We start from the raw sequence: 26,428 nt of genomic DNA, 5'->3' as shown, positions 1-26,428 counted from the left end.
TCACGGCAGTATCGCTGCAACCTCGCTACCCTTGGTGGCATGAACGCACGGCATGCTTCCCGGACGGACCGCTCCCGCGGCCCGGCGACCGGTGACGGCCTTGCCGCGGTACTCCGGCTCCCACTGCTGGACGAGGAGGCGGGCGCCACGGCGGGTGCGGACGCCGTCCCGCCGGCCACGTTGCTGGTCCTCGCTGAATACCACCGGCAGTCCACGGGCTTCTACACACGTGCCCTGGGTCTCAACGACCAGTTGTCGGTCGCCGAGACCGTCCGTGCGGTGCTCATCGCCTTCGACTGGCCGGGCGCTGCGCGGATGCTCGACGGCTCCTCGGACGGTCCGACATGGTCGCTGCAGTCACGCCGTCGCGACCGTCTCCGCGTCTACAGCCGCACCGCCGGGCCGATCGGCACCCCGCTGGACGAGGCGCTGGGGCGTGACGGCACAGCCTCCCTGCTCGTCGACGACCTCGTCATCACCCTGACCACCGCCGGTGCGATGACCAGGGATGAACACACTCCGGACGCTGTCTGCCTCGCCGGTGAGTTCATTCCCGAATTCCGGGGAGAGCCGGACGGCCACGGCCGGACGCCAGCGCCGAAAGCCCTCGTGTTCGCCGGGGCAACCGGGGACAGCGTCGGTGATGTCGAGGATGTCGAGGATGTCGAGATCCCGCGGGACGTCGACCTTGCCGCCGTGAATGTCGCGCTGACCGGAGAGGAGACCGTCGAGCAGATCCTCGCCGGACTCGCCCCGGAACTCCGGGAACTTTTGCTCGACGGCGACCTCTACGAGTTCACCCCGCTGTTGCAGGCACTTGACCTGGGGCGTCCTGCGCAGGTGCCGGACAGTGCGCGTGCCGTCCTGGACGGTATCCCCGCTGAGACGACCCCGCTCGGGCGGGCCGCAGCCTGGTCCCGGATCGTGGCACTGTCGACGCTGTCGGACCGGGCCACCGCGGACGAGATCTCGGAGATGCTGATGGCGGCACTCGGTTTCACCCGGGCCGACGCCGGCATCGCCCCGGGAGGCGGGCGCCTGTCCGCCGACCCGTTGAGTGCCTCCGAGATACGTGGACTGTCCTCGGCGACGGGGAGGAGCCTGGCGTCCTGCGGTGCCGGGGCGTGGGAGGCGAACGGGGCCGCCGACTCCGTGGTGACCCCCCTGGTGCCGCGCCGCAGCCTGCTTGAGCGGCTCGAGATGTACCGCTATCTTCTGCAACGGCACGACAGGGACGCGGGCGGCTGAGAAGTCGGTGCATCGTCACCGCGACACCCGCCCGACACCACGGTGTGTCGCCGGTGTTTCGTAATTGGCGGATATGCCAGTAGCGTATGTCCGATAAGTCTCCGCGATTTCGCCCCCGGGCCCGGGATCGAGACCACGACCGAGACCACGACCGAGACCGGGACCGAGACCGGGACCGAGACCAAGACCGACACCAGTGCAGAGAGGACGCCCGTCGTGACCGACGCCATCGCCGAACAACCGGGCTCCGCAGCAGACGACAGACACCACGGGCCGACAGCCCCGCAGCGACAGTCAACCTCGGAGCGCTACTGGCGGCTGGCCCGGCAGTTCCTGAAGTTCGGGATCGTCGGCGCGTCGGGTGTCGTCGTCAACAACGCCGTCGTCGTCGTGGCAAACAAGACCACCCAGTGGCTCTGGGACTTCGACGGACACGAGGCCTTCGCCAACCTGCTCGGCACGCAGTTCCACATCCGCTGGTACCACGTGTTTGCGGTGCTGGCGTTCGTCGTGGCGAACCTGTGGAACTTCAACCTCAACCGGCGGTGGACGTTCAGGACATCCGGGAAGTCGTCCTGGTTCCGCGAACTCGTCCCGTTCATGATGGTCGGCATCGGAGGGTTGCTGGTGACTCTGGCTGTGCAGACCGCGCTGATCAACCCCGAGTCTCCGGTGGCCTTGTCGCGGGAGATCTGGGACGGCTCCAGTGGGCTCCGGGACCCCATCTACTGGGGCAATCTCATCGGTGTCTGCGTCGCGATCCCGGTGAACTTCCTGTTCAACAAGATGTGGACCTTCCGCGCCGCACGTGACCACCATGTGCCTGTCCATCTGACACCGCTTCCCGAGGGGGACGAGAAGTGACGGGACACGCGACGGACGTACCGGATGCCGCACAGGACACCGGGACGATCGAGCGGTTGACGCTGAAGACCCAGCTGTTCCGGTTCATCATGACCGGCGTGGTCGGCGCCGTCGTCGACTTCGGCAGCACCTACCTGCTGTTCCTCGCGGGGCTGGGGGACGGGGCGTCGAAGACGGTCGGTTTCATCCTCGGTACCCTCACCGCCTACCTGATCAACCGCCGGTGGACGTTCCAGGCCACCCCGTCGGTGAAACGCTTCCTGATCACGATGGCGTCCTACCTGGCCACCTACGCGGTCCAGGTCAGCCTGTACAAGCTGAGCATCCCGTGGCTCGAGGGCATGGACCTGGACCAGTTCTGGGTCCGTGCGATCAGCTTCGTCATCGCGCAGGGCACGGCGACGGTGCTGAACTTCATCATCCAGCGGTGGGTCATCTTCCGTAGCTGAGTCGGCGTCGAGCCCACAGGGCGGAATGCGAGTCTGAGCGCCGCGAGTTCATCAACTCGCGGCGCTCAGACTCGCATTCCGCCCCTCTGCCGCAGCGCCTACGGCCGGTAGAACTTCTCTGCGCGTCCCTTCGCCTGCAGGGACAGCCACTCACGGAAGCCCTTGAGGTCGCGCTTCTGCACCAGGAAGAACCAGCCGAAACGTGCGTACTCCTGTGGCAGCAGACGGCGCATCCCCGGCTGGTTCATCAGGAAGCCCCGGTTGCGGTAGGTGAAGTAGCGCTTCGTCGCATTGTCGGGGTACTGGGTGTGCATCCGCCCGCCGAGGATCGGCTTGAACTCGTCGGCACCGTCGGGGTGCAGGTACGACGTGGTCAGGCAGGTGCCGAAGGGGAGGTCGGAGCGCACGAGACGGCGGTGGTACTCGACTTCGTCGCCGCGGATGAAGAGACGGTAGTCGGGGACGCCGATGACCTTCATCGCCTCGGCGCTGAGGAGGGCGCCGTTGAAGAGGCTGGCGATGCCGGGCAGGAAGTCACCCTGCAGTTCGTGCAGGTAGCGATGCCACACCACTCCCTGTCGCAGGGGGAAGGCGAGCCGTCTGGGCTCGTCGATGTTGCAGACGGCGGGGGACACCTCGGCGAGGCCGTGGGCTTCGGCGACGTCGTAGAGGTTCTCCAGGACGTGCTCGTCGGCCGGGCGTCCGTCGTCGTCGGCGCACCACACGGCGTCGATGCCGAGAGACAGCGCAGTGAGGAAGCCGAGGGCGAAGCCACCGGCGCCACCGAGGTTGGTCTGCGAGGGGACGTAGACGGCACGGTCGCCGGCGAGTTCCTCGAGCAGGACGCGGACCTCGTCCTGGCAGCCGTTGTCGACGACGATGACCTTGTCCACGGGGTGGGTCTGGGCGCAGACGACGGCCAGGGAGTTGCGGAGGAGCGCGACCCGCTGGTGGGTGACGATGACCGCGGCGGTGGAACCGTCGCGGTGGAGGCGGGCTGCTGACTGCACGGGTGTCTGCATGGATGTCATTGTGCCACGCGCGGCTGCGCGCCCAGGTGTCGGCGGCGCCGAGCAAAAATAGCTAACCTGGTTGATATATTTTTCGATCCGAGATTCCGCGCACCGGATGACCCCGGTGCGCAGACGGGAAGTGATCACATGGCCAGTTCCTCAGGCCCCACCCGCATCGCCGTCATCGGCGCGGGAATCAGCGGGCTCACCGCGGCCTACGAGCTTTCCCGCCACGCGTCCGTCACGGTGTACGAGGCGGACGGCAGGGCCGGCGGTCACGCCGACACCACCACCGTCGCCACCGACGCCGGGGAGGTGAACGTCGACACCGGGTTCATCGTGCACAACGACCGCACCTATCCGGTGCTGCTGCGTATGTTCGCCGAGCTGGGTATCCGGACCCGTCCGACGGAGATGTCCCTGTCCGTCCGCGCCGACGACGCCCACGGCGGCGAGGGGCTGGAGTACGCCGGCGCCCGCGGCGTCGTCGGGCTGTTCGGGGACCGTCGGAACCTGCGGCGTCCGGCGTATCTCAGGATGCTCGGTGAGATCCTGCGCTTCCACCGTCGGGCACGGCGGCTGCTGGCAGAGGACGGGACAGTCGCCGACGAGACGCTGGAGGAATTTCTGCACCGCGGACGGTTCTCGGCGTACTTCGTGCGGCATTTCATGACACCACTGGTCGCCACCGTGTGGTCCTGTGACCCGGCGACCGCGGGCAGGTACCCGGCGCGCTACCTCTTCACGTTCCTGGAACACCACGGCATGCTGCGGGTGTTCGGTTCGCCGCACTGGCGCACCGTCGTCGGCGGGTCGCATGAGTACGTACGACGTATCACCGACGTGGTCACCGCGCGCGGCGGCGAGGTTGTGACGGGCGTGGCGGTCACCCGGGTCAGTGAGCATGAGGGTGGGGTCGGCGTCACCACCGCGGACGGGACGTCGCGGATTTTCGATGCCGTGGTCGTCGCCACCCACCCCGACCAGGCGCTGGCGATGCTGGCGGCACCGACTCCCGCGCAGCAGGAGATCCTCTCGGCGATGCCGTATTCACGGAATCAGGTGCAGTTGCACACCGACACCAGCCTGCTGCCGCAGACACCCGGGGCCCGCGGGTCGTGGAACCACCTGGAACGTGGCAGTGGTGCGGTGGTCGTGACCTACGACATGACCCGGTTGATGCGTCTTCCGGAGGTCGACGGGGCCCGCTACCTGGTCACCCTGAACGCCGCTGATCTGGTGGATCCGGCGACGGTGATCACCACACGGGACTACTCCCACCCCATCTTCACGCCGACGTCCGTGGCGGCGTCGTGCCGGTCGGCGGAGCTGGACTCGGACCGGATCGTCTTCGCCGGTGCATGGCAGGGCTGGGGTTTCCACGAGGACGGCGCCCGGTCGGGGCTGTCCGCAGCGCGCCGACTGGTGCCCCTGGACGAGTCGGCCCTGGCGGCGGAACCGGTGAACCGTGTCCTGCGCACCACGGTGAAACATGCCCGGACGACACCGGTCGAGCACCGTTTCGCCCACCGCTCCTGGATGTGGCTGGTGGACCTCGACCACCTGCCGGATCATGGCGTGGCGTCGTGGTGGCGTGGGGTGTTCCTGGCGCGTGACCACCTCGGCGGCGGGAGTATCCGCGACGGTGTGGTCGGACTGCTCAGAGAGCGCGGCATCACCGCGCCGGTGGGCCGCATCCGGATGGCGGCGATGCCACGGGCGTGGGGCACCGGCTTCAATCCGTTGTCGGTGTTCTGGTGTGATTCGCCGGAGGGTGAACCACTGGTCACCGTGCTGGAGGTGCACAACACCTACGGGGACAGCCACGCCTATGTCGTCCGGCCGGACGAGGCGGGTAGAGCACAGGCGGACAAGGAACTCTATGTCTCGCCCTTCCACGGCGTCGACGGCGATTACGCGATCCGGGTGCCGCGCCCCGACGACGGACGGGTGCAGGTGGGCATCGCCCTGCGCGTCGGCGACTACTCGTTCGCCGCGTCCGTCCGCGGCGCACCGGTGCACGACGGTGCTCCCCGGTGGCTCGACACGGTCCGTGCCGCCCCGGCGGCACTGGTCACCGCCGTGCTCATCCGCGTCCACGGCATCTGGCTGTGGGCACGGGGACTGCCGGTGCAACCCCGGCCACACACCACTCGACACACCACTCGAACGGAGGTCCCCTCGTGAGACCGTCAGTGAACGTCACCGCACCGGGGCTCGTCCCCGAGGCCCCGCAGGCACCGGTGGCCGCCTATGTCACCAGGAAGCTCCTGGTCCGGGCGGCAAGGACCGCCGGTATCACCGTCGCCCACGTCGGCGACCCGCACGTCGGCCACGCCGACCTGAGGATCCTGCGTCCCGACGCGTTCTACGCCCGCCTCGGCGCCCGGGGCCTGATCGGATTCGGGGAGGCCTACACCGCCGGCGACTGGGAGGCCGACGACCTCGCCGGCACGCTCACCGCCCTCTGCCGGAAGTTCACCACCCTGGTCCCGGGGTGGATGCAACGTTTCCGTGCTGTGTACCTGCGCCGACGGCCACGGGCGCACCGCAACACCGTGGACGGGGCGCGGGCGAACATCAGCCACCACTACGACCTGTCCAATGACTTCTTCGCGACCTTCCTCGACCCGGGGATGAGCTACTCCTCGGCGTTGTTCGCCTCGTCGGGCATGAGCCTCCGGGAGGCTCAGAACGCCAAGATGGACCGGGTGCTCGACCGCGCCGGGGTCGGCGCCGGCACCCGCCTGCTGGAGATCGGTACCGGCTGGGGTGAACTGGCGATCCGGGCGGCCGGACGTGGGGCCCACGTCCACTCGGTGACCCTGTCGTCCGAGCAGGCTGACCTGGCACGGGAACGTGCGGTACAGGCCGGGGTGGCCGGGCTGGTGGACATCGGGATCCGTGACTACCGCGAGGTGGAGGGGCAGTATGACGCGGTGGTCTCCGTGGAGATGATCGAGGCGGTCGGCCACGAGTACTGGGACGCCTACATGACCACCCTCCGGGACCGGCTGGTCCCCGGCGGTACCGCGGTGATCCAGGCGATCACCATGGACCACCACCGCATGACGGCCTCGAAGGACAATGCGACGTGGATCACCAGCTACATCTTCCCCGGCGGGTGCATCCCCTCGGTGGAGGCGCTGGACGATGCCGCGGGGCGCGCCGGGTTGCAGCCGGGGGAGCGTCGGTTCTTCGGCCCCGACTACGCCGAGACGCTGCGACGGTGGGACGAGGCGTTCCACCGGGAGAGCGGCAGGATCGGACGACTCGGCTTCGACAACACTTTCCGCCGTCTGTGGCATTTCTACCTGGCGTACTGCCAGGCAGGCTTCGCCGCCGGCTACATCACTGTCGGCCAGCTGGAGTTCCACCGGCCGCATCATCACCAGGAGAACCAGTCATGACCAGCACAGTCACATCCACCGGGTACGTCACGGCCGCCGAGCGACTCGTCGCGGTGGTCACCCAGGCCACCGGTGTCACCGCCGGTGACCTGCCCGTCCAGATCCGGGCCTGGGACGGCAGCACCGCCGGGCCGGACGGGGTCGACTGCCCGACACTGGTGGTGAAGGATCCGCAGGCACTGACGAGGCTGCTGTGGTCGCCGGGCGAACTGGGGCTGGCCCAGGCGTACGTCACCGGCGAGATCGACGCTGAGCCCGGCGACGCTCTCGCCGAGGGCTTCGCCCGGCTCACCGCGCTGGCCCGACGCCCGGAGGTTCGCGTCCGGCTGACGCCGTCCTCGCTGGTCAACGTCCTGCGCGGGGTGAAGGACCTGGGCGTGGTGGGTCGACGACCCGCTCCGCCGGCATCGCAGGCACACCTGCGGGGACGGGTGCACACCCGTGACCGTGACCGGTCGGTGATCGCCCACCACTACGACCTCTCCAATGAGTTCTACGCCCAGATCCTCGACGAGACGATGTCGTACTCCTGCGCCTACTTCGGCGACGGCCCCGACAGCACCCCAGGTACCCCAGATACCACTCTGGAGGACGCCCAGCGGGCCAAACTGGACCTGGTGTGCCGGGCACTCGACCTCACCGAGGGCCAGCACCTGCTCGACGTCGGCTGCGGCTGGGGATCCACCGCCGTCCACGCTGCCGAGAACTATCGCGTGCAGGTCACGGCGGTGACGATCTCACGCGAACAACGTGACTGGGTGCACCGTCTCGTCCGGGACCGCGGCCTGCAGGACCGGGTCACCGTCCTGCTGCAGGACTACCGTGACATCACCGGTGAGTTCGACGCCGTCTCCTCGATCGAGATGGGCGAGCATGTGGGGCAGCGCAACTACCCGTCGTTCATCCGGACGCTCCACGACCGCGTCCGACCCGGCGGACGGGTGCTCATCCAGCAGATGTCGCGCCGGGGGCGTCATCCCGGTGGTGGGCCGTTCATCGAGGCGTTCATCGCCCCGGACATGCACATGCGTCCGCTCGGGGAGACCGTGTCGATGCTGGAGGACGGTGGCCTGGAGGTCCGCGCGGTCCGTGGCATGAGGGACGACTACGCGCGCACGGTGGACCACTGGATCGACCGGTTCCACGCCCACCGCGACCGGATCATCGGTCTGGTCGGTGAGGAGGTCTTCCGGGTCTGGCACCTGTACCTCGTCGGCGGTGGCATGGCTTTCCGGCAGGGGCGGATGGGCGTCGACCAGATCCTGTCCGTCCGCCCACCGGCGCGACCGCACGAGGTGGTGTGACATGGGTGTCGACTGGTTGATCGTGGCCGCAACCTGTGCGGTGATGACCGTCCTGGTGATGACGGTGGTCGCCGTGGTGATCCGACGGCACGGCAAGGTCGCCGTGATGGACGTGCTGTGGGGGCCGTTGATCCTGCTGAACTCCGTGACCGCTGCTGTCACCGGACTGGTCGCCGGTGCCACCGGCCCAGTGGTGTGGGTGATGTTGGCGGTTGTCGTGGTCTGGGCGGGACGGCTCTCCCGCCATCTGGTGACACGGTTCGGCAGTGACAGGGAAGACCCGCGCTACGAGGACCTGATGCGGAAACCGGCGGCGGGTCTGTTGACCTCGGTGCTGCTGCCGCAGGGGTCGGTGGCGTGGCTGGTGTCCGTTCCGGTCCAGGTCGCGGCGGTGGGCGATGCCGGTGGTGTGGGCGGTGTGACGCCGGTGATCGTCGTCCTCGGTATCGTCGTCGCCGTGGCGGGCCTGGTGTTCGAGTCGGTCGCCGACCGTCAGCTGGACGACTTCCGCGCGGAAGGGGTCTCCGGCCGGTTGATGGACCGCGGGCTGTGGTCCTGGAGCCGGCACCCGAACTACTTCGGTGAGTCGCTGGTGTGGTGGGGGATCTGGATGGCGGCTGCGGCGTCCGGCGTGGGGGTCCTGGCCGCGGTGCTGTCGCTGGTGTCCCCGGTGGCGATGACCGTGACCCTGGTGTGGGGGACGGGGGCACGGTTGCTGGAGAAGCGCATGGCCGGACGGGACGGGTGGGAGGACTACACGCGCCGGACGTCCATGTTCATTCCGCTGCCGCCGCGGCGATGATGTTGCGCTTCATCAGCGGGAACACCGCCGCGTGGAACGGGGCGACGACCCACCAGTAGGCCCGACCGCGCAGGCCCCGCGGCAGGAAGACCGCGTCCTGCCGGTAGACGGTGGTTGCTGCGTCCTTGCCGTCCCCGCCGACCCGGAGGATCAGCCACGCCTGACCGCTGACCTTCATCTCCGCACGCAGCACCAGCAGGTTGGGGCGGTCGATGCGTTCCACCCGCCACCAGTCGACGCGGTCGCCGGTGGCGAGGTGCCGGGGGTCACGACGCCCTCCCAGCCCCGGGCCGCCGACCAGCCGGTCCATGATTCCGCGAACGTTCCACAGCAGGGGTGTGGAGTACCAGCCGTTACGGCCCCCGATGGACTCCACGACCCGCCACACCTGCTCCACCGTCGCCGTCGTCCGCGCGTCACGGCTGTCGGTGTACACCGTCTCACCTGACCAGTCCGGGTCGGTGGGCAACTCCCCACCGACGTCGGTGGACTGCCACGACCGGTCCCAGGACGTCGGGACCTCACCGGTGGCTTCTCGCTGCAGGGCCCGACGTACCGCCGTCGGATAGTCGGCCAGGCCGTCCGGAGGGTCGGGCAGGACGTCCCGGATCCGGTGACCGTCGGTGGCCACCGCGTCCTCCGCCATGGACTGCGCCAGCGGGACCGCCAGCGAGCGGGGTACCGGGGTGACCAGGCCGATCCACCCACCGGACAGCTGGTCCATCGGCAACGGGACAGGAACGGCGGTGATCAGGCGTCGCAGCCCGCGGATCCGGCCGTAGATCCGCAGCAGATCCGAGAACCGGTAGGTCTGCCCGCACCCGACGTCGAACTGGTCGTTGACCCCGTCGAGGGTGTCGGCTCCGGCGGCGTGGACGAGATAGTGCAGGACGTCCCGCACGCTGATGGGCTCGATGCGGTTGTTGATCCATTGCGGTGCGACCATCACCGGCAGGCGTTCAGTGAGATGCCGGATGATCTCGAAGGACGCCGAGCCGGAGCCGATCACGGTGGCCGCACGCAGCACCACGGCAGGGACGTCGCCCTCGAGCAGGATGCGGGCCACACGTTCGCGTGAGCGCATGTGCCGGGACAGGTCCTCCAGGTCCCGGTTCGGCGGGTGCATGCCGGAGAGGTAGATGATTCGCGAGACACCGGCCGCCGCGGCAGCCTCGGCGAGGTTCATTGCGGCATCGCTTTCGGCGTCCTCGAAACTGGTTCCGATGCTGTCACCCATGGAGTGCACCAGGTAGTAGATGACCTCGATACCGTCGACTGCCTCGGCCAAGGAGGAGGGGTCCGACAGGTCGGCACGTACGGTGTCGACGTCGTCGTACCAGTCGAAGCGGGCCAGCCCGTCGGGGTGGCGGGAGGCGGCGCGGACGCGGTGCCCCGCAGTGAGGAGCTCAGGGATGAGGCGTCCGCCGATGTAGCCCGAGGCGCCGGTGACGAGGATGTCCATGGCACCAGCGTAGGCACCTCAGTCGTCGTGTGCGGCGTCGTCCGGGGCGATGGCCTCGGCCAGTGCGTCGAGGAACCTGATGATCGACCGACGGTCTCCGGCGGGGACGTCGCGGGCGGCCTGCAGCATCTTCCCGTGCATCGGGGACAGCCAGTCCTCCACCTCCTCGTGGGAGAGGTCGGTGGCCACGATGGTCACCGAGCGACGGTCGTCAGGGTGCGGGGCACGCCGGACGTGGCCGGATTCGGTCAGTCGGTTGAGGAGCTTCGCCGTTGCCGCCGTGGAGATGTGCAGCACCTCCGCCAGGGCCTTGGCGGTCAGAGGATGCCCGGAGCGTTCACCGGCGATGATGTGGCGCACGGCCTCGGTGTCGGTGGCGTTCAGCCCCATGTCGGAGCCGACGTGGCGGCGCATCTCCTGGTCGGCAGCCCGGAACCGCCGTACGGCGTGCAGAAGCGCCACGGCGGGATCGGATCCGTCGTACCAGTAGTCCGTTGACATGTGGTCATCATAACCGCTGACAACGGCTAGCCAAGTTAGCTATTATGGTGACGATCCTGACTGGACGAGACACGAGGAGCGGAACATGGGGCGCACCAGTACGACCGGAGATGCATCAGTCCCCGTGCCCCTCACGGTGCCGCTCGTCGTCCTCGCCAGCGGATTCATCGCGACTGCCGTCGCTTTCCTCGGCGCCGGAGTTGTCGGCGGCACTCCGGTCGCCGAGGCTGCCGGCGGCTGGCTCGGGCAGGACGCCACCCCCTTGGCCCCGGCGACACCGGCGTTCCGGGTCTGGTCGTTGATCTACCTGGGTCTGCTGGCGTATTCGGTCTGGCAGATGCTGCCGACCCAACGTCGGTCGTCACGGCAACGCAGGCTGCGTCCGTGGGCGGTGGCGTCGATGCTGCTGAATGCAGCGTGGATCTGGTCGGTGCAACTCGATCAGCTGACGGTGAGCCTGGTGGTGATCGTGGTGCTGTTGGGTGTGCTCGTGCGCATTCTGGTGCTGATGATCGAGACTCCGGCAGAAACCAGGGTGGGTGTGGTCCTCGCCGACGGCACATTCGGACTGTATCTGGGCTGGGTCACGGTGGCCACGGTCGCCAACGTCGCTGCTGTACTCGCGGCGAACGGCGTGGACGGGCTCGGGCCGCCGTCCGGCCCGTGGGACGACGTGGCTGCCGCGGTGGTGCTGGCGGGGGCTGCCGCCGTGGGTGTGGCGACGGCATGGCGTAGTGGAGGGCGCCTGATGCCCGCGGCCGGGCTGGCGTGGGGACTGGCGTGGATCGGCGTCGCCCGGCTCGACGGCGCCTGGGAGTCGGGCATTACCTCGGCAGCGGCTTTTCTTGCCGCCGCGGTGGTGGTGTCGGTGGCGGCTGTGTGGCGCTTCCGGCGCTCCTGACCGTCAGGATTCCTGGGGGCTCAGGGTTGCCAGGATCCCGGGATTCTCAGGGTCCCGGTGTCAGGGAGTGTCCGGCAGGTCCAGTGATTTCCAGATGCGCCCCACCGTCGAGGGCGACAGGCCTGTGTACCGTGCCAGTTCACGCCTGGTCCAGGTGGTCGGGCTTCTTCTGCCTGCCGATGATCGTCCCGCCATGATCTCCTTGATCTGCTCGACGCTCATTGACGGTGGGCGCCCTGAGCGTGGTTCATCGGCAAGGCCGTCGAGCCGACGGTTGATGAACCGGCTGCGCCATTTGCCGACCGTCGGACGTGAGACATTCAGCTCGGCAGCCACATGGACGTTCGTCGCGCCCGCGGCGCAGGCGAGGACGATGCGCGCACGAAGGGCGAGGGCGCTGTCGGATGCGGGGTCATTCGCCCAGACGGAGAGAACCGCGTGTTCCTTGTCGGACAGGGCGAGATGAGTCTTGGGTCGTCCTCGGCCGGGGTTGTGAGGGGTATCGGAGAGACCTGCCATATAGCTATCTTAGCTAGCGATGACTGCGAATGTATCATTACCGGTCACTTTCGGAACAGGTGCGAGTTATAGCTAGCCAAGGGAGCGATATGTCTGCTTCATGACGTACAGTGACAGGGTGAAGATGTCCGGAACGTACGACAACACTGCACCTGCTGACCCCGATGCCCTGCTGCTCCTGTCGTTCGGCGGGCCAGAGCAGGAGGCTGACGTCATTCCTTTCCTTGAGAATGTCACCACCGGCCGTGGAATACCTCGAGAGCGTCTCAAGGATGTCGGAGAGCACTATTACGCACTCGATGGGCGTAGTCCACTGAATGACCTGAACCGTGAGATTATCGCCGGGATCCGGGCTGAATTGGACTCCCGGGGGTCAGGGATTCCGATCTACTTCGGTAACAGGAACTGGCATCCGTTCGTCGAGGATGCGGTCGAGACGATGGCCCGCGACGGGGTTCGATCCGCCCTCGTCTTCGCCACGTCCGCGTGGGGCGGGTACTCGGGGTGCCGTCAGTACCACGAGGACATCGCCCGCGCCCGGCAGGCTGTCGTGGACGCGGGGCTGACCCCGCCACGCCTGCGCCGTCTACCCCAGTTCCATGACCACCCGCTGTTCATCGACGCATTCGCGCGTGCCGTGGACACTGCCAGGGCAACCCTCGACGAGGCTGAGCGGGCCGACCTCGTCTTCACCGCACACTCCATTCCGCTGCGTGCCGACGCCGAGGCCGGCCCACCGGAGTGCGGTGGGCACCTGTACTCACGCCAGGTCCGTGACAGTGCCGAACTGATCCGCGACCGGAGTTCTTTCGGAGTGGCGGTCGGGGAGGGCACTGTGTCGTGCGCGCCCTCCGAGCCTTCCGGGGTTGAAGCTGACGTGGTCTGGCAGTCCCGGTCCGGCCCGCCGTCCGTGCCCTGGCTGGAGCCGGACATCTGCGACCATCTGCGGGCGCGCGTCGACCGGGGTAACACGCGCCCGGTGGTGCTGTGTCCCGTCGGCTTCCTCTCGGACCACGTCGAAGTGCTCTGGGATCTGGACACAGAGGCCCGCGACACCGCGGATGAGCTCGGGATAGAGCTGGTCAGGGCTGCGACCCCGGGGCCTACGTCCGATTTCGCCGCGATGGTGGTCGACCTGGTTCAGGGAGTGGCATGGGACGGGCTCGGCGGCGTGCCCAATTTCGGCTCCGCTCTCGACGGTGCGTCGTGTGCGGCGGGGTGCTGTGGCGGCTGACGTACCGGACTGTTGGCTCACGCCAGGATGTCGGTGAGTTTCGTCACGATCTCCGTCCCGACCTTCTCGAACAGCAGGCGGGCGGGGAGGTCCGCCAGTTTCGCGGCACCGTGGAACGCGATGTCAGCGGTGTAGGTGATTTCGGTGCCGTCCGGAGTGTCCCGGAATGTCATGGTGTCGGTGCTTGTGGCGGTGTCGTTACGGCCGATGAACTGCAGCCGGTCGCGGTCTGCGTGGGTGAGTTCGTACACCAGTTCGGTGCTGATACCCAGAAGTTTCGACGTGTTGTGCCACCGGCTGCCGACGTCAACCGGCCCGTCGTCGAGGCGTCGGCAGGTCTGGGTGCCGGGTTCCCATTCTTCGGCGTTGCTGAAGTCCTTGAGATAGTCGACGACCGTGTTCCGGTCGGCGGATACGGTGAAAGTTCTCGATACAGTGGGCATTCATCAATAGTACCTAACCTGGTTAGTTGAATATCCTGTTCAGTACGGTCGCCGGCAGGGGCGGTGCAGCGGGTGTGCGGTGGTATGGTGACACGAATGGGACGACGAACAGTGATCACCTTTGTTGACGACATTGACCAGGAAGAACTCGCTCCTGACGAGGTCCGGACGGTGAAGTTCGGCTACCGTGGCGCCGACTACGTTCTGGACCTGTCTGAGCTGAACGCGGCGATCCTGGACGAGGAACTCGAACCGTACCTGGGGGCTGCCCGGAAGCTGCCGAAGAGCGTCTCTGCCGGAACAGGACGGTCCTCCTCCGCATCGTCTTCTGCGTCCTCTGCGTCTACTTCGGCCTCCAACGCCGCACGTAACCGTCGCATCCGCCAGTGGGCGAATGACAACGGTCGTGAGGTCTCCGCCCGCGGCAAGATCGCCGCTGACGTGATCAGTGACTACGAGGCTGCGCACCCCGAAGACAAGTAGTGGACCGGTAGCCGGACCCGTAATCCACACTGATCCACATATAGTGCCGTCACCTCTTGTCGGAAGGGCCGGGTAGGCGTACTTTCTGGCTATGCGTAAAGCGCAGGGCCTTCATCCGGTCCGTCGGGACGCCTTCACGGCACAGGCACCACGTCCCCTCCGAACCACCGACACCGATTCCAGACGCCCCTGGTGGCAGGTCATGTGCCTGTCTGGTGTCGACTACTTCTCCACACTCGGATACCAGCCCGGTATCGCCGTCGCTGCGGCAGGGGCACTGGCCCCCGTCGCGACGCTGATACTCGTGCTCGTCACTCTCCTCGGCGCGGTGCCGGTGTACCGGCGGATCGCCGCCGAGTCCCCGGACGGTCTCGGCTCGATCGGGATGCTTGCCGGCATGGTCCGGGGATGGCGCGGCAAGCTGCTGATCCTCGTTCTCCTCGGCTTCGCTGCCTGCGACTTCATGATCACCGTCACGCTGTCGGCGTCGGATGCGGCGACCCACCTGCTCAGTTCCTCCAGCAGCCCCTGGCTGATGCCGGTGACGCTGGGACTGGTGGCACTGCTGGCGGCGGTCTTCCTGAAGGGTTTCACCGACGCTGTCCGCGTCTCTGTCCTGCTCGTGGTGGTGTACCTGGGTCTGACCACCGCGGTGGTGGTCCGGGGTCTGTGGCGCATCCTCACCGAATCCGGCCATGTCGCCGACTGGACTGCGGCGGTCACCACGCAGCACACCAGCATCTGGATGATGTTGGCTGTCGCAGTTCTCGTGTTTCCGAAACTGGCGCTCGGCATGTCCGGATTCGAGACAGGAGTGTCGGTGATGCCGCTGATCCGGCCGGCGTCCGGCACCGTCGGAGAGGAGGCGCGTGCCTCCCGGATCAGGTCAGGGCGTCGCCTGGTGCTGGTCAGCGCCCTGATCATGAGTTGTTTCCTCATCGGTTCATCGCTGTGCGTGACCATGCTGGTACCCGGCGACCAGCTCGCTGCCGGCGGTGAGGCGAACGGCCGGGCACTGGCGTGGCTCGCCCACGAGGAGTTCGGTCGGGTGGTGGGCAACATCTACGACGCGTCCACCATCGCCGTGCTGTGGTTCGCGGGAGCCTCGGCAATGGCCGGCCTGCTGGCGCTGATTCCGCGGTACCTGCCGGCGTACGGCATGGCGCCGACGTGGGCGCGACGGTCACGGCCGATGGTGCTCGTGCTGGCCGCCGTGGCGGTGGCCCTGGTCCTGGTCTTCCGCGCGGACGTGGACGCCCAGTCCGGTGCCTACGCCACGGGCGTCCTGGTACTCCTCGGGTCCGGTGCTCTCGCGGTGACACTGCACTCCCTGCGGCGGGGGAACCGTCGCTCAGGCACCCTGTTTGCCCTGGTGACCGTGATTCTGGGGTACACCCTGGTGGCCAACATCATTGAACGCCCGGAAGGGCTGCGGGTGGCGGTGTGGTTCATCCTGGGCATCATCGTTGTCTCGGCAGTGTCCCGGGCGGGACGGTCGCTGGAGTTGCGCGGTGCCGAGATCCGGTACGACGCTGCTGCCCAGCACATCCTGCAGGCCGCGGTGGCGGGGTCGGGGGAGCTGCACCTGGTGGCGTCCTGTGCGAGGGAGGCCCCGGACGTGGCGACGCGGGAGCGGGGTCTCCGACGGTCCAACCACCTTTCCGGTGACCGGCCGCTGGTCTTCCTGGAGGTCACCGTCGGCGACGCCAGTGACTTCGCCTCGCCCCTGGTCGTCACCGGCCATGCCGTCGACGGGATACCCGTACTCCACGTCTCTGCGACGACCGTGCCGAATGCCGTCGCCGCCGTCGCACTGGACGCCCGTGACCACTTCGACGTCATCCCGGACATCTACTTCGAATGGGGGACAGGTTCCCCGGTGCGGGAAATACTGCGGTACCTGGCGGTGGGCAGGGGGCACAATGCGGCGGTCACGCGTGAAGTCCTTCGGCGGGCCGAACCAGAGGAGGGACGCCGGCCGCGGGTGCATGTGGGGTAAGGGGTGACTACCGGGCGGATCCGTCGACGGCCAGCACGACCACCGGGTCGCTCGTCGGTGCCGACGAACCTCCGGCCGGTTCCTCGGTGACGGCCATCGCGGCGGCCCCCGCCCCGACCGTTCCGTTGCCACCGCCGACGCTGATGACCCCGTCGGAACCGGTGAACAGGCCCGCCGAGGTGGGCTCACCGGCGTCGTCGAGGGCCCACAACTGGTAGACGCGGTTGTCGTCGACCCCGGGCAGGTCGCGGGCGATGACTGTCATCTCCCCACCGGCGGCGACGACCGCCAGGGACCCCTGTCCACCGTCACCGACGCGCTCCGAGGCCACCGACGCGCCCGGGGAGGTGAGCATCCGGGTGATTTCCCGGGTGGTGTCCTCGGCGCGCACCGAGGTGTTGTGCTGGGAGATCGCAACCATCAGCGATGGCACGGCGACGGCGAGGGAGACCGCGGCGACTGCCGTCATCAACCAGGCCGTCCTGCGGTAGCGGCGGTGGTCCCGCAGTTGTGCGACCGTTGGGATCGAAGCCGCCTGCGCATCAGGTGCACCGGCACCGTCCTCGGCGAGGCGGCGCATGACCGCCTCCTTCACCTCCGGCGGCGGGGCGGTCTCGTGCACCGCCGCCAGCTGCGCGGCGACCTCCCGGTAGTGGCGCAGCGCGGCCGCGGCGTCCGGGTCGGACGCCGCGAGCGCCTCGGCCTCCCGCACGTCCTGCGCGGAGTCCAGGGCGTCGAGCGCCAGCCCGACGAGAAGTTCATCGGTTCGGTCAACGGCTCGGTCACGGTCCGGTCCGGTCATCTCAACTCGTCTCCAAACAGGTGCGCATACGCGACAGGGCCGACCGGATACGGCTCTTCACCGTGGACAGCGGAGCGGTGAGGTGGCGCGCCACCTCGGAGTACGTCCGCCCACCGAAGTAGGCGGCGACCAATGACTCGTTCTCCAGGTCCGTGAGCTCGCCCAGGCAGTGACGTACCCGGTCGGACTCCTCGCGCCGGAGCAGGTCGGTGTCCACCCCGCCCGAGCCGACGGCGGCGTCCGGCACGTCGACGTCCCGGAACTCGTGGTGGGTACGGTGCTCGCGGTCGCGGCGGGAGGACTCCGAACGTACCCCGTCGACGGCACGACGGTGCGCGATCATCGCCGCCCAGGCGTAGACGGTGCCGCGGGCGGGGTCGTAGGACGACGACCTCGTCCACAACTCCAGCATCACCTCCTGGGTCGTCTCGGCGGCGATGCCCTCGTTGCGAAGGACGCGCCGGCAGATGCCGTGGACCACGGGGGACACCTCGTCGTAGAGCAGACCGAAGGACCCCCGGTCGCCGGCGGCGGCACGCTCGACCAGTGCGGTCAGCTGCGCGTGGTCCCGACGTCCGGGATCGGGGGTCTGCTGGGTCATGAGGTCGATCATAGGGATGGATCAGTCGACGAGAGCATCCTTGAGCGACTGGATCGTCCCGGCCACGGTGGAGATATGTCCGGCCAGGCCCTCGGCCAGCTCGTCGGCGTCGAGCTCGCCGTCGGTGATCCCGGCGAAGAACTCGCCGGCCTGCGGACGGTAGCCGTCGAGGTTCTCCAGTGCCTCGTCCGCTGCGGCGTTGTCGTCGGTGGCCAGGGCGTTGGCGTAGTCCACGAAGTAGCCGATGTGCTCGCGCCACAGCGCCAGGAACTCCTCGCCCTTCTCCTCACCGGCGACGGAGCCGACCGCCTCCGACAGGGCCATGGAGTTGTGGTCCAGGGTGTCGGCCGCCGCGGCGAACGCCTCGGAGTCGGTGCCGCCCTCGGTGGTGTAGGCGGTGAACACGGCGACCCCGGCGAGGTACACGTGCTCCTGCAGTCCGGTGGCCAGGGTGACGCGCAGGGTCGCTGCATCGTCGGTGGCGCCGGCGGCCCCGCCCTCGACGTCGTTGCCCTCGGCGAGTCCCGAGGCCAGCGTGGCGATGAAGTCGCCACCGTGGGACGCCGCGGCGTGCAGGTCCCCGTAGGCGGCGGTGTCACCGGCGGCGAGGGCGTCGATGGCCTGCGAGAGACTGTCGACGTGGTGCTGCAGGCCCTCGGTGGCCTCACCGGCGTCGATGACCCCCTGCGACAGTCCGGAGAACGCCTCGCCGGCATCCATCGTGTACTGCGTCAGGTCGTCCTGCGCGGCTGCCTTCGCGGCCTCGTCGCCCTTCTTGGCGGCGGTGGCGTAGTCCACGAAGTAGCCGATGTGGTCACGCCAGAGCTCCAGCACGGCGTCGCGCTGGTCCGGGTCGATCGCGGCGACCATGTCGGCCAACGCCACGGCGTTGGCGTCCAGGGCGTCGGACGCGGCGGCGAAGGCGTCGGAGTCCGCTCCCTCGGTGTAGGCGGTGGCCACGGCCATGCCCGCGAGGTAGACGTGTTCCTGCAGGTTGGCCGCCAGGTCGGCGTGCAGGGTGGCGGCGTCGGAGTCCGGGTCGCCGTCGATGCCGGCGGAGGCGACGATGCCGTCGGCGAGGGTCTGGCCGGTCATCGGCATGTGCGACGCTGCGGTCATCGCGTCGGCGAAGGGGTCGCCGGTGCTCACCGGGGTGATGTCCCCGCCGGAACCGTGGCCGGAATGCCCGTCCATGGTGGAGTCGGTCATTGCGGACGTGCTGGAGGCGCTGGGCGTGCTGCTGGAACTTCCTGAAGCCATCGAGTCGTCGGACCCGTCGGAGCCGTCCGAACAGGCGGCGAGGGTGAGGATCAGGGCGGCGGCGGAGCCGACGGCGACCGTCTTGGCGGTGTACTTGGTGGACATGGTGTGCACTCCTCGGTGTGTGGGCCTGACGTGAGGCCCGGGGTTGGTGTCACCCCTGAGTTCGGAGCCGTACGCGCCGCGGATTGGTCGGGTGGTGAAAAAGCTTCGGGAAAACTTCTCCGGAGTGCTGTCGGCCCGTGCCCTGATCGTCCTTGCTAGTACAACCGACCCAGGTCCTTCAGCACCCCGCGCACGTGTTCAGCCGCGTTCGGCCCCTCGTAGGCACCGACGATCTCGTCGACAGGACCACACGACCGGATCTGGCCGTGGTCGACCCACAGGGCCGAGTCGCACAGCTGCGCCAGGAACTCATTGGAGTGCGAGGCGAACACCAGGATGCCGGACTTCTCGACCAGGGCCTGAAGCCGGATCCGCGCCTTCTCCATGAAGCTCGCGTCCACGGCCCCGATGCCCTCGTCGAGTAGAAGAATCTCAGGCTCGATGGACGTCACCACACCCAGGGCGAGACGCACTCGCATACCGGTGGAGTAGGTGCGCAGCGGCATGGAGAGGTAGTCACCGAGTTCGGTGAAATCGGCGATCTCGTCCATCTTCTTCTCCATGGACTTCCGGCCCTCGCCGAGGAAGAGGCCACGGATGATGATGTTCTCGTAGCCGCTGATCTCCGGGTCCATTCCCACACCGAGGTCGAAGACCGGAGCAACGCGGCCTTCGACCACCGCGGAACCGCGGGTCGGCTCGTAGATCCCGGACAGCAGGCGCAGCAGGGTGGACTTGCCGGCACCGTTGTGACCGACGAGACCGATCCGGTCGCCTTCCTTGAGGTGCAGGTTGACATCCCGCAGTGCCTCGATGACGACGGTGTTGTCCGAGTTGCGTCCGATCGCCCCGCCGGCGGCCCCCAGGAACGCCTTCTTCAGTGAGCGTGACTTGGCGTCGAAGATGGGGAAGTCGACGCAGGCGTTGTAAGTGTCGATGGAAACCATGGTTGTTCTCCTTTAAACCCAGTAGCTCACACGTGACCGCCACTGGCGCATGAACACCATGGCGAACAGGGTGCCGAGCACGGTGAGGACACCGACGATGATCCAGGAGTGCATTTCGACGGGCTCGTCGATCATCGGGCCGCGTACGACACTGAGGTAGTGGAAGAGGGGGTTGATCTCTGCGAGGCGTGCACGGTCGGCGACGGCGCCACCCTGCTCGAGCAGTGTCTTGGTCGTCCACACGATCGGGGTCATGTAGAACAGCAGCTGGACCAGCGATTCCAGCAGCGGTGCGACGTCACGGAAGCGGGTGGCGATGATGCCGAAGAACATCGACACCCACACGCCGTTGGCCACCAGCAGTGCCAGACCCGGCACGGCGAGCAGAACCTCCCAGCCGACGGGAATCTGGAAGACGGCCAACAGGACCACCCAGATGACCAGGTTGTGGCACAGGATCAGGAACTGCTTCCACACCAGCCGGTAGACGTGCACGCTCAAAGCGCTCGGCAGCTGTTTGATCAGCCCCTCGTTGGCGATGAACACCTGGGAGCCCTCGATGATGCACCCCGAGATGAAGCTCCACATGATCAGGCCCACGGCGACGTGCGGCAGGAACTCCTTCAGGTCCATCTGGAAGAGCATGGAGTACAACAGGCCCAGCGCCACGGCCATCACGCCGGTGGCGAGAGTGATCCACAACGGGCCCAGGACGCTGCGTCGGTAGCGCTGTTTGATGTCCTGCCAGCCCAGCGTGAGCCACAACTCCCGCTGCCCGAAGCCGCGCTTCAGGTCGTCCCACGCGGCACCGAGGGTCTGGGACGTTGAGGACGGCGCGCCACCTTCCGTCGGAGCGGCGACGAAGCTCTCGTACTCCGGTGACGTGGCCACCGGCCGGGGATTTTCTGAATCGGACACGAGGATACGGTACTCCGGAACCGTGTGGTGTGCGGTAATCAGCGCCGGTGCCACTCATGTCCATGTGCCGATGTAGTATCGGTGACGTTGACGGAACGGCGCGGTCGTTTCCTGAATTTTAGTATCGTGACCTGCAAAAATATTCTCAGGTCGCCAGTGTGGTGAGATGCGGAAAGGGGCAGTCGGGAGTGTTCGACATCGCGAGGGTGCGAGGCCTCTATGAATCGCTGTCCGAGGGGTGGACCTACCTCAACGCGGGCCGCCGCGCGCAGGTGCCGGAGAAGGTCAGCTCGGCGGTGTCGAGGGCGTTCCGGGCATCACCCCTGCAGGGGCCGGACGGTGGAGCCCGTGGTGACCACTACGTCTCTGCGGCCCGCGAGGCGGTTGCCGACCTCGTCGGGGCGTCGCCGGACTGCGTCGTGCTGGGCCCCAGCCGGGCCACCTTGCTGGGCATCCTGGCCACGGCCGTGCCCGCGAAACTGCGTATGGGCCGTGAGGTCGTCCTCAGCCGCGTGGACGAGCCGTCCAACATCACCCCGTGGAAACTCGCGGCGGACCTCTACGGAGCGTCGGTGCGGTGGGCGGAGGCTGACCTCACCACCGGTGCGCTGCCCGCCTGGCAGTTCACGAGTCTGATCAGTCTCGACACTTCCATCGTTGCGGTGCCTGCGGCGAATGCCCACCTGGGTACGGTCACCGACATCCGGGCCATCGCCGACATCATGCGGGCGAAGTCCCGGGCCTGGCTCGTGGTGGATGCGGGGGCCTACGCCCCCTACCGGAAGATCGACATGGACGCGTGGGACGCAGATGTCGTCGCCCTGGACATGGCGCCTCTCGGCGGCCCGGAGGTCGGTGCGCTGGTATTCCGTGATCCGGCGCTGCTGGCTGAACTCCACCTGGTCGAACTGCGCCGTGGACGTCATGCTGCCCCGGATTCGCAGGAGCTGACGGCACGCCGCGTCGCCGAGCTCGAGCGGGACGGTAATGCCCCGGGCATGCTCGGGGGCGTTCCCGCCGCCGTGAACCACCTGGCAGGCCTGGATGAAGAGGCGACCGGCACCCGGCGGGAGCGTCTCGCTACGTCCCTGCAGTCCAGCGAGGAGTACCTCGGGCGGCTTGCCGGCTACCTGGTCGACGGTCTCCGGGATCTGGAGAACGTCCATGTCGTCGGCGTGGACGGGGAGATCGACACCGAGCCGGAGCACGACCACAACAGCTGGGGAAGTCCCGCCGAGAATCGAGGACAGCATTTCGGCCCGGTCGACCGGCTGCCGCGTGTCAGCTTCCTCGTGCAGGGCATCGAAGCCTCCGTGGTCGGGGAGCGGTTGTTGAGCAACGGCGTCGTGGCACAGACCGTGGGGCTGGAGGAAAGTGCCCTGTTCGATCAGATGGGCGTCGCAGAGATGGGTGGGGCGATCTGCGTGGCTCTCGCACCGCACAACACGCACATGGACATCGACCACCTGGTCCGCGTGGTCGGCGGGATCGTCTAGCTGGAGACCTCGAAGATCGCCTTGCCGGTGATCTCCCCGTCCAGCAGCGACCGGTGGGCTTCGGCGGCATCCTGGATCGGGAAAACCCGGTCCACATGGTGGCAGATCCTGCCGTCCTCCAGCATGGGCCACACGTTCTTCACCGTCTCCGCCACGATCCGTGCCTTGTCGTCCCGATCTCGGTAACGCAGGCCCGTGGCAGAGATGTTCCCCCGTTTGGCCAGGAGCTTGCCGATGTTCAGCTCACCCTTCACCCCGCCCTGCATGCCGATGATCACCAGATGGCCGTCCGGGGCCAGTGCCGACACATTGCCGTCAAGGTATTTCGCGCCGATGATGTCCAGGATCACGTCCGCACCGCCGAGTTCCTTGACGACTTTGACGAAGTCTTCCTCGTGGTAGTTGATCAGGATGTCCGCACCGTAACGGCGGCACACATCCAGTTTCTCGGGGCTTCCCGCCGTCACCGCCACACGGACCCCCAGTGCGTGCGCCAACTGGGTGGCGAAGATTCCGATGCCGCCGCCACCACCGTGGATCAACAGGGTGTCGCCCTCTCGCAGGTGGGCCGTCATCATCAGGTTTGACCAGATCGTGCAGGCGGCCTCGATGACGCTGGCGGTCTCGGAGAGCCCGAAACCGTCCGGGACAGGCGTCAACTGGCCCGAGGGGACGATGGTGTACTCGGCGTACGCGCCCCCGGAGAGCAGTGCGCCGACCTCGTCACCCTCCCGGTACGGGGTCCCGTCGGGGCGGACGCAACCGTTCGGGTCGACGATCACGCCGGCCGCTTCGAGGCCGAGGATCTCAGACACGCCCTTCGGCGGCGGGTAGTGCCCTTTCGCCTGCAGGGTGTCAGCACGATTCAGGCCCGCAGCAACGACCTGGATCAGGACCTCACCGTCCTGTGGCGTCGGGATGTGGGTCTCCTGCCATTGCAGGGACCGGGGGTCGTCGGGGTCAGTCTGGATGATGGCCTTCATGTTCCCGTTCATGGCCCCAGCCTAGCGATCTAGAAAGAAGCAGGGGCGGGCACCGGCAATCGCAGCGTGGTGGGTTAGAATCAGGACGCGCTGAACGCATATCTGCGCGTGCAGCATTGGAGACGTGGCAGAGCGGCCGAATGCACTGGTCTTGAAAACCAGCGACGAGCGATCGTCCAGGGGTTCAAATCCCCTCGTCTCCGCCAGAGTTTCAATCGTGTTCTACGTTTGGTGCAGTGGGAAAGGGGCTATATGTTCCCCGCTGCGCCCAGAGCGCCTCGAGCCACTCGGCCGCCGCGGTGTCCACGTAGCAGGCAGCCGTGCTGATGTTCTCGATGAACGTTGCATTGTCGAGGTGGTGAGCCGGCTCGACAATGCGAACACCGGTTCCGCACGCCGTTGAGATAGTCCATTGCCGCATACAGCTCACCGCGGTCACGCTTGCTGCGTACCCTTCCGGTGAAACCATGGGCAATCACCGGCCATACTGTGGCCTGATACTGGGTGCTCAGGAGGAACCGCCAGGTACCGAACATGAGTTCTGCGACGACTTTTCCACCGGGAGCCTCTGGCCCACCGGCGGTGGATACCGCCTTATCGAGGTTTCTGATCATCTGCCGGTTGAACCCATAGTGCTGGACATCGAGATACCAGGGGATTTGACCGGCTCGGTCGGTGGAGGACAGTTCACGGTGGATGACGTTGCGGATCAGAACTTCGACATGCAGGATCAGCTCAGACATGTGCGTTGAGCGCTGTGCGTTGTACATGTAGAGCTTGACGGTATCGGCCGAATGGGCCCGGTATCTGTGCAGACGCTCGGGCGAGATCCATGCCTCCAGCTGGTCTGCAGTGAGCCGGTTCATCTGAGAGAGGGTAGCACCGTGAGGTTGACACAGTGGGAGAGGTTGGGGCACTGTACTAAGTGAAAGCCCCGGGACGATCCCTGGTTTTGACTGGACTGCACGGTCTGGAATACGAACTAGATCGCCGGGGCTACTGAATTTCCGGGGGCCAATCCAGCCAGGCAGAAATACCTACGCCACGACATCCACGACGTCGCCGACCTGCAGGGTGTTGAAGAAGGCGACGGCATCGTCGTGCAGCAGGTGGATGCACCCGTGGGAAAGCACGCCGGGATCGCCCTCATGGAAGGCGATGCCGATGTCGTTGGGATAGGACGTACCCGCCGAGAAGAACACCGAGAACGGCATCGGGGCATCGTAGGCGCTGGACCACCAGTCGGCGTCCTTCCTGGTGACCTTGGTCGTGCCGGCGGGGGTCTCGTAGCCGGCACGTCCGGTGCTGGCGGGTACGGGGCCGCGGGTGATGGTGCCCGCACCGTCCTGCAGCCAGGCCGTCTGGTTCCCCAGACTGATGCAGGCCTTCGCCTCCACCGCGCAGGGTGCGTTCCGGGGCTGTGGTGTTGCAGGCGGCTGGCTCGGGGTCTGACCCGGTGACGGTGCGAGCCCGTCGGGGAGCAGGTCATCCGCCCAGTCCGGCAGATCCTGCAGATTCGGCATGTCGGGCAGGCTCACGTCGGATCCCGGCACCTCCGGAAGGTTCAGCGTGGGGGCGGCGTTCGCGGGTGAGGCGAAAGTCAGGGCCAGCGCCGCAGAGCCGGCGAACAACGTCAGGATTCGGCCGATGCTCTTCATCGGGACGCACCTCCAGAAGTAGGTCAGTGTGACCCAGGTTACCCTTGCGCGGTGCGCAGGGATGTCACGGATTACGCTCCCGCGCGTCGCGGGCGCGGCAAAAGGCCAGGTCGCCGAATTCGGAGACGTAATCCGTGACCGCCCCGGTCTGCGCTACCCTGCGCTACCCTGCGCTACTCCCCGCTACTCCAACACCGTGATCTGTTCGACGACCGGAAGTCGCATCCTGCCGCCGTTCGGCCGCTCGACGACCAGCTCCGTCCCCACGGACGCCGACGCCAGCCGGGTCCAGGGCACCCGGTCGCGCTGCACCTCGCGCCGGGAGACGTCGAAGATCCACAGTGCGTGGTCCACCAGCACGGTCGTTCCGGCGTGCTCGTCCCCGGCCAGGCGGAGCAGGTAGACATGGCCGTCCAGTTCGTCATGCCTCAGTCCGTCCAGGTCCGGGGCGTCGGTGATTGATTCCACCGTCGTCGTCAGGACGGTGATCCGGTTGACCAGGCCGAAGCGGTGCACGGTTCCCTCGGCGGACAGGACGCTGAGGGGCTGGCCGACCGCACACCGTCGGATTCCACCGTGTCGCCACACCACAGGTTGCGGCGCGTCCGTCTCCGGGCCACGGCGGGCGGGGCGCACCGCCGCCCACCACGGGTCCAGGGTGACACGGTAGGACGGTTGCTCGGTCTCGACGAGATACCGGCCCGGGGAGTCGGCGGTGAGAAGCGACGGACGTTCCGCCGTCAGCGCCGTGAGCGTGTCCACCACTTCCTCGTCGGTGGAGTTCCAGCCGATGCCCCGTGATTCCAGCACGCCGTAGAGCTGGGGCAGCGTCAGGTCGGGTTGGCTCTCCCATGCCCGGGCGAGTGCCTCCAGGACGTGGGGGATTCTCAGAGGGTCTTTCACTCTTTTCATGGTAGCTGTCCGTGTCCGTGTGGCGATGCGCGTATTACAGACGGATTGCGGCGCGGTACAGACCTACGCAGGTGTACACAGACGGGAAACTGATCTGAAACCAGTTTGTAATAA

At 67.4% G+C, this 26,428-nt stretch carries 26 protein-coding genes, 1 tRNA gene and 1 pseudogene; 14 read left to right on the top strand and 14 right to left on the bottom strand.

The features are described from left to right. Positions 1-39: 39 nt before the first annotated feature. The 3 genes from FS507_RS07115 to FS507_RS07100 all read left to right on the top strand — a co-directional run bounded on the left by FS507_RS07115 (position 40) and on the right by FS507_RS07100 (position 2,561). On the top strand, positions 40-1,248 hold the full coding sequence (locus tag FS507_RS07115; protein ID WP_260853206.1) for a hypothetical protein: 1,209 nt from the start codon (positions 40-42) through the stop codon (positions 1,246-1,248). Positions 1,249-1,464: 216 nt separating this feature from the next. Further along, complete coding sequence (locus FS507_RS07105) at positions 1,465-2,112, top strand: GtrA family protein (RefSeq protein WP_145942103.1); 648 nt, start codon at positions 1,465-1,467, stop codon at positions 2,110-2,112. Continuing rightward, positions 2,109-2,561, top strand: a complete 453-nt coding sequence (locus tag FS507_RS07100; RefSeq protein WP_260853205.1) for a GtrA family protein — start codon at positions 2,109-2,111, stop codon at positions 2,559-2,561. The genes FS507_RS07105 and FS507_RS07100 overlap by 4 nt, the downstream gene beginning before the upstream one ends. 98 nt (positions 2,562-2,659) lie before the next feature. Here FS507_RS07100 and glfT1 read toward each other — a convergent pair whose 3' ends face one another. After that, a complete protein-coding gene (gene glfT1 / locus FS507_RS07095; protein WP_145942102.1) occupies positions 2,660-3,583 on the bottom strand; it encodes a galactofuranosyltransferase GlfT1 in 924 nt (307 codons plus the stop codon). 138 nt (positions 3,584-3,721) lie between these two features. Between glfT1 and FS507_RS18455 the strand changes: the two are divergent. The 5 genes and pseudogenes from FS507_RS18455 to FS507_RS07075 form a co-directional block, all read left to right on the top strand. Continuing rightward, a pseudogene (locus tag FS507_RS18455) lies at positions 3,722-4,999 on the top strand (NAD(P)/FAD-dependent oxidoreductase); the annotation flags it as partial. Beyond that, positions 5,000-5,761, top strand: coding sequence for a DUF1365 domain-containing protein (locus FS507_RS18450; RefSeq protein WP_260853222.1), 762 nt, complete (start codon positions 5,000-5,002; stop codon positions 5,759-5,761). Next, a complete protein-coding gene (locus FS507_RS07085) occupies positions 5,758-6,984 on the top strand; it encodes an SAM-dependent methyltransferase (RefSeq protein WP_145942100.1) in 1,227 nt (408 codons plus the stop codon). The genes FS507_RS18450 and FS507_RS07085 overlap by 4 nt, the downstream gene beginning before the upstream one ends. Then, entirely contained in the window at positions 6,981-8,288 is a 1,308-nt protein-coding gene (locus FS507_RS07080) for an SAM-dependent methyltransferase (RefSeq protein WP_145942099.1), read from the top strand. Before FS507_RS07085 ends, FS507_RS07080 begins: the two co-directional genes overlap by 4 nt. 1 nt (position 8,289) lies before the next feature. Beyond that, complete coding sequence (locus tag FS507_RS07075) at positions 8,290-9,090, top strand: DUF1295 domain-containing protein (protein WP_145942098.1); 801 nt, start codon at positions 8,290-8,292, stop codon at positions 9,088-9,090. Here FS507_RS07075 and FS507_RS07070 read toward each other — a convergent pair. Both FS507_RS07070 and FS507_RS07065 read right to left on the bottom strand, forming a co-directional pair. Next, positions 9,065-10,552 (bottom strand): SDR family oxidoreductase, encoded by a 1,488-nt coding sequence (locus FS507_RS07070; protein ID WP_145942097.1) that lies wholly within the window; start codon positions 10,550-10,552, stop codon positions 9,065-9,067. The genes FS507_RS07075 and FS507_RS07070 overlap by 26 nt on opposite strands. An 18-nt stretch (positions 10,553-10,570) precedes the next feature. Further along, a complete protein-coding gene (locus FS507_RS07065) occupies positions 10,571-11,053 on the bottom strand; it encodes a MarR family winged helix-turn-helix transcriptional regulator (RefSeq protein WP_145942096.1) in 483 nt (160 codons plus the stop codon). Between the two features lie 85 nt (positions 11,054-11,138). On the opposite strand from FS507_RS07065, the gene FS507_RS07060 reads away from it, so the two are divergent. Beyond that, the gene (locus tag FS507_RS07060; RefSeq protein WP_145942095.1) at positions 11,139-11,954 is read left to right on the top strand and encodes a tryptophan-rich sensory protein; all 816 of its coding nucleotides are present in this window, start codon (positions 11,139-11,141) and stop codon (positions 11,952-11,954) included. A 60-nt stretch (positions 11,955-12,014) separates the two neighbouring features. On the opposite strand, the gene FS507_RS07055 is transcribed toward FS507_RS07060, so the two are convergent. Then, the gene (locus FS507_RS07055; protein ID WP_145942094.1) at positions 12,015-12,473 is read right to left on the bottom strand and encodes a helix-turn-helix domain-containing protein; all 459 of its coding nucleotides are present in this window, start codon (positions 12,471-12,473) and stop codon (positions 12,015-12,017) included. Between the two features lie 124 nt (positions 12,474-12,597). Between FS507_RS07055 and FS507_RS07050 the strand changes: the two genes are divergently transcribed. Continuing rightward, positions 12,598-13,707 (top strand): ferrochelatase, encoded by a 1,110-nt coding sequence (locus tag FS507_RS07050; protein WP_145942093.1) that lies wholly within the window; start codon positions 12,598-12,600, stop codon positions 13,705-13,707. A gap of 17 nt (positions 13,708-13,724) precedes the next feature. Here the strand turns inward: FS507_RS07050 and FS507_RS07045 are convergent, their stop codons facing one another. Next, positions 13,725-14,150, bottom strand: coding sequence for an SRPBCC family protein (locus FS507_RS07045; RefSeq protein ID WP_145942092.1), 426 nt, complete (start codon positions 14,148-14,150; stop codon positions 13,725-13,727). A gap of 96 nt (positions 14,151-14,246) precedes the next feature. Between FS507_RS07045 and FS507_RS07040 the strand changes: the two genes are divergently transcribed. Together FS507_RS07040 and FS507_RS07035 are read left to right on the top strand one after the other, a co-directional pair. Further along, the gene (locus tag FS507_RS07040; RefSeq protein ID WP_145942091.1) at positions 14,247-14,633 is read left to right on the top strand and encodes a histone-like nucleoid-structuring protein Lsr2; all 387 of its coding nucleotides are present in this window, start codon (positions 14,247-14,249) and stop codon (positions 14,631-14,633) included. A gap of 91 nt (positions 14,634-14,724) precedes the next feature. After that, entirely contained in the window at positions 14,725-16,632 is a 1,908-nt protein-coding gene (locus FS507_RS07035) for an amino acid transporter (protein ID WP_145942090.1), read from the top strand. Between the two features lie 7 nt (positions 16,633-16,639). Here the strand turns inward: FS507_RS07035 and FS507_RS07030 are convergent, their stop codons facing one another. The 5 genes from FS507_RS07030 to wzm all read right to left on the bottom strand — a co-directional run bounded on the left by FS507_RS07030 (position 16,640) and on the right by wzm (position 21,238). Continuing rightward, positions 16,640-17,434, bottom strand: coding sequence for an anti-sigma factor (locus tag FS507_RS07030; RefSeq protein ID WP_145942089.1), 795 nt, complete (start codon positions 17,432-17,434; stop codon positions 16,640-16,642). 1 nt (position 17,435) lies between these two features. Further along, complete coding sequence (locus tag FS507_RS07025) at positions 17,436-18,035, bottom strand: sigma-70 family RNA polymerase sigma factor (protein ID WP_186314594.1); 600 nt, start codon at positions 18,033-18,035, stop codon at positions 17,436-17,438. Positions 18,036-18,056: 21 nt separating this feature from the next. After that, complete coding sequence (locus FS507_RS07020; RefSeq protein WP_145942087.1) at positions 18,057-19,400, bottom strand: hypothetical protein; 1,344 nt, start codon at positions 19,398-19,400, stop codon at positions 18,057-18,059. 155 nt (positions 19,401-19,555) lie between these two features. Continuing rightward, positions 19,556-20,347 (bottom strand): galactan export ABC transporter ATP-binding subunit Wzt/RfbE, encoded by a 792-nt coding sequence (gene wzt / locus FS507_RS07015; protein ID WP_145942086.1) that lies wholly within the window; start codon positions 20,345-20,347, stop codon positions 19,556-19,558. A gap of 12 nt (positions 20,348-20,359) precedes the next feature. Then, complete coding sequence (wzm, locus tag FS507_RS07010; protein WP_145942237.1) at positions 20,360-21,238, bottom strand: galactan export ABC transporter permease subunit Wzm/RfbD; 879 nt, start codon at positions 21,236-21,238, stop codon at positions 20,360-20,362. A 215-nt stretch (positions 21,239-21,453) separates the two neighbouring features. On the opposite strand from wzm, the gene FS507_RS07005 reads away from it, so the two are divergent. Beyond that, the gene (locus FS507_RS07005; protein ID WP_145942085.1) at positions 21,454-22,761 is read left to right on the top strand and encodes an aminotransferase class V-fold PLP-dependent enzyme; all 1,308 of its coding nucleotides are present in this window, start codon (positions 21,454-21,456) and stop codon (positions 22,759-22,761) included. Here the strand turns inward: FS507_RS07005 and FS507_RS07000 are convergent. Beyond that, entirely contained in the window at positions 22,758-23,744 is a 987-nt protein-coding gene (locus tag FS507_RS07000; RefSeq protein ID WP_145942236.1) for an NAD(P)H-quinone oxidoreductase, read from the bottom strand. The two genes, FS507_RS07005 and FS507_RS07000, sit on opposite strands and share 4 nt — an antisense overlap. 118 nt (positions 23,745-23,862) lie before the next feature. Between FS507_RS07000 and FS507_RS06995 the strand changes: the two genes are divergently transcribed. Then, a tRNA-Ser gene (locus FS507_RS06995) sits at positions 23,863-23,950 on the top strand. Between the two features lie 42 nt (positions 23,951-23,992). On the opposite strand, the gene FS507_RS06990 is transcribed toward FS507_RS06995, so the two are convergent. The 3 genes from FS507_RS06990 to FS507_RS06980 all read right to left on the bottom strand — a co-directional run bounded on the left by FS507_RS06990 (position 23,993) and on the right by FS507_RS06980 (position 26,305). Further along, positions 23,993-24,610, bottom strand: coding sequence for an Abi family protein (locus FS507_RS06990; RefSeq protein WP_145942084.1), 618 nt, complete (start codon positions 24,608-24,610; stop codon positions 23,993-23,995). 171 nt (positions 24,611-24,781) lie between these two features. After that, positions 24,782-25,402, bottom strand: a complete 621-nt coding sequence (locus tag FS507_RS06985) for a L,D-transpeptidase (RefSeq protein WP_145942083.1) — start codon at positions 25,400-25,402, stop codon at positions 24,782-24,784. 183 nt (positions 25,403-25,585) lie between these two features. Beyond that, entirely contained in the window at positions 25,586-26,305 is a 720-nt protein-coding gene (locus FS507_RS06980; RefSeq protein WP_145942082.1) for a hypothetical protein, read from the bottom strand. Between the last annotated feature and the right edge of the window lie 123 nt (positions 26,306-26,428).

The organism is Corynebacterium glyciniphilum AJ 3170, from assembly GCF_007673095.1.
Classification (GTDB): domain Bacteria; phylum Actinomycetota; class Actinomycetes; order Mycobacteriales; family Mycobacteriaceae; genus Corynebacterium.
The sequence above is the reverse complement of the archived record's forward strand: the minus strand, read 5'-3'. Positions and strand labels throughout refer to the sequence as shown.

What these genes read in the sequence shown, in the direction of transcription:
- FS507_RS07055 (WP_145942094.1), bottom strand. Translation starts at nt 12,473, where the DNA reads ATGGCAGGTCTCTCCGATACCCCTCACAACCCCGGCCGAGGACGACCC.
- FS507_RS06990 (WP_145942084.1), bottom strand. Translation starts at nt 24,610, where the DNA reads ATGAACCGGCTCACTGCAGACCAGCTGGAGGCATGGATCTCGCCCGAG.
- FS507_RS07115 (WP_260853206.1), top strand. Translation starts at nt 40, where the DNA reads ATGAACGCACGGCATGCTTCCCGGACGGACCGCTCCCGCGGCCCGGCG.
- FS507_RS07035 (WP_145942090.1), top strand. Translation starts at nt 14,725, where the DNA reads ATGCGTAAAGCGCAGGGCCTTCATCCGGTCCGTCGGGACGCCTTCACG.
- FS507_RS07020 (WP_145942087.1), bottom strand. Translation starts at nt 19,400, where the DNA reads ATGTCCACCAAGTACACCGCCAAGACGGTCGCCGTCGGCTCCGCCGCC.
- FS507_RS07075 (WP_145942098.1), top strand. Translation starts at nt 8,290, where the DNA reads ATGGGTGTCGACTGGTTGATCGTGGCCGCAACCTGTGCGGTGATGACC.
- FS507_RS07045 (WP_145942092.1), bottom strand. Translation starts at nt 14,150, where the DNA reads ATGCCCACTGTATCGAGAACTTTCACCGTATCCGCCGACCGGAACACG.
- FS507_RS06985 (WP_145942083.1), bottom strand. Translation starts at nt 25,402, where the DNA reads ATGAAGAGCATCGGCCGAATCCTGACGTTGTTCGCCGGCTCTGCGGCG.
- FS507_RS07060 (WP_145942095.1), top strand. Translation starts at nt 11,139, where the DNA reads ATGGGGCGCACCAGTACGACCGGAGATGCATCAGTCCCCGTGCCCCTC.
- FS507_RS07070 (WP_145942097.1), bottom strand. Translation starts at nt 10,552, where the DNA reads ATGGACATCCTCGTCACCGGCGCCTCGGGCTACATCGGCGGACGCCTC.
- FS507_RS07065 (WP_145942096.1), bottom strand. Translation starts at nt 11,053, where the DNA reads ATGTCAACGGACTACTGGTACGACGGATCCGATCCCGCCGTGGCGCTT.
- FS507_RS07040 (WP_145942091.1), top strand. Translation starts at nt 14,247, where the DNA reads ATGGGACGACGAACAGTGATCACCTTTGTTGACGACATTGACCAGGAA.
- FS507_RS07025 (WP_186314594.1), bottom strand. Translation starts at nt 18,035, where the DNA reads ATGACCCAGCAGACCCCCGATCCCGGACGTCGGGACCACGCGCAGCTG.
- FS507_RS07030 (WP_145942089.1), bottom strand. Translation starts at nt 17,434, where the DNA reads ATGACCGGACCGGACCGTGACCGAGCCGTTGACCGAACCGATGAACTT.
- glfT1 (WP_145942102.1), bottom strand. Translation starts at nt 3,583, where the DNA reads ATGCAGACACCCGTGCAGTCAGCAGCCCGCCTCCACCGCGACGGTTCC.
- wzt (WP_145942086.1), bottom strand. Translation starts at nt 20,347, where the DNA reads ATGGTTTCCATCGACACTTACAACGCCTGCGTCGACTTCCCCATCTTC.
- FS507_RS07000 (WP_145942236.1), bottom strand. Translation starts at nt 23,744, where the DNA reads ATGAAGGCCATCATCCAGACTGACCCCGACGACCCCCGGTCCCTGCAA.
- FS507_RS07080 (WP_145942099.1), top strand. Translation starts at nt 6,981, where the DNA reads ATGACCAGCACAGTCACATCCACCGGGTACGTCACGGCCGCCGAGCGA.
- FS507_RS07050 (WP_145942093.1), top strand. Translation starts at nt 12,598, where the DNA reads ATGTCCGGAACGTACGACAACACTGCACCTGCTGACCCCGATGCCCTG.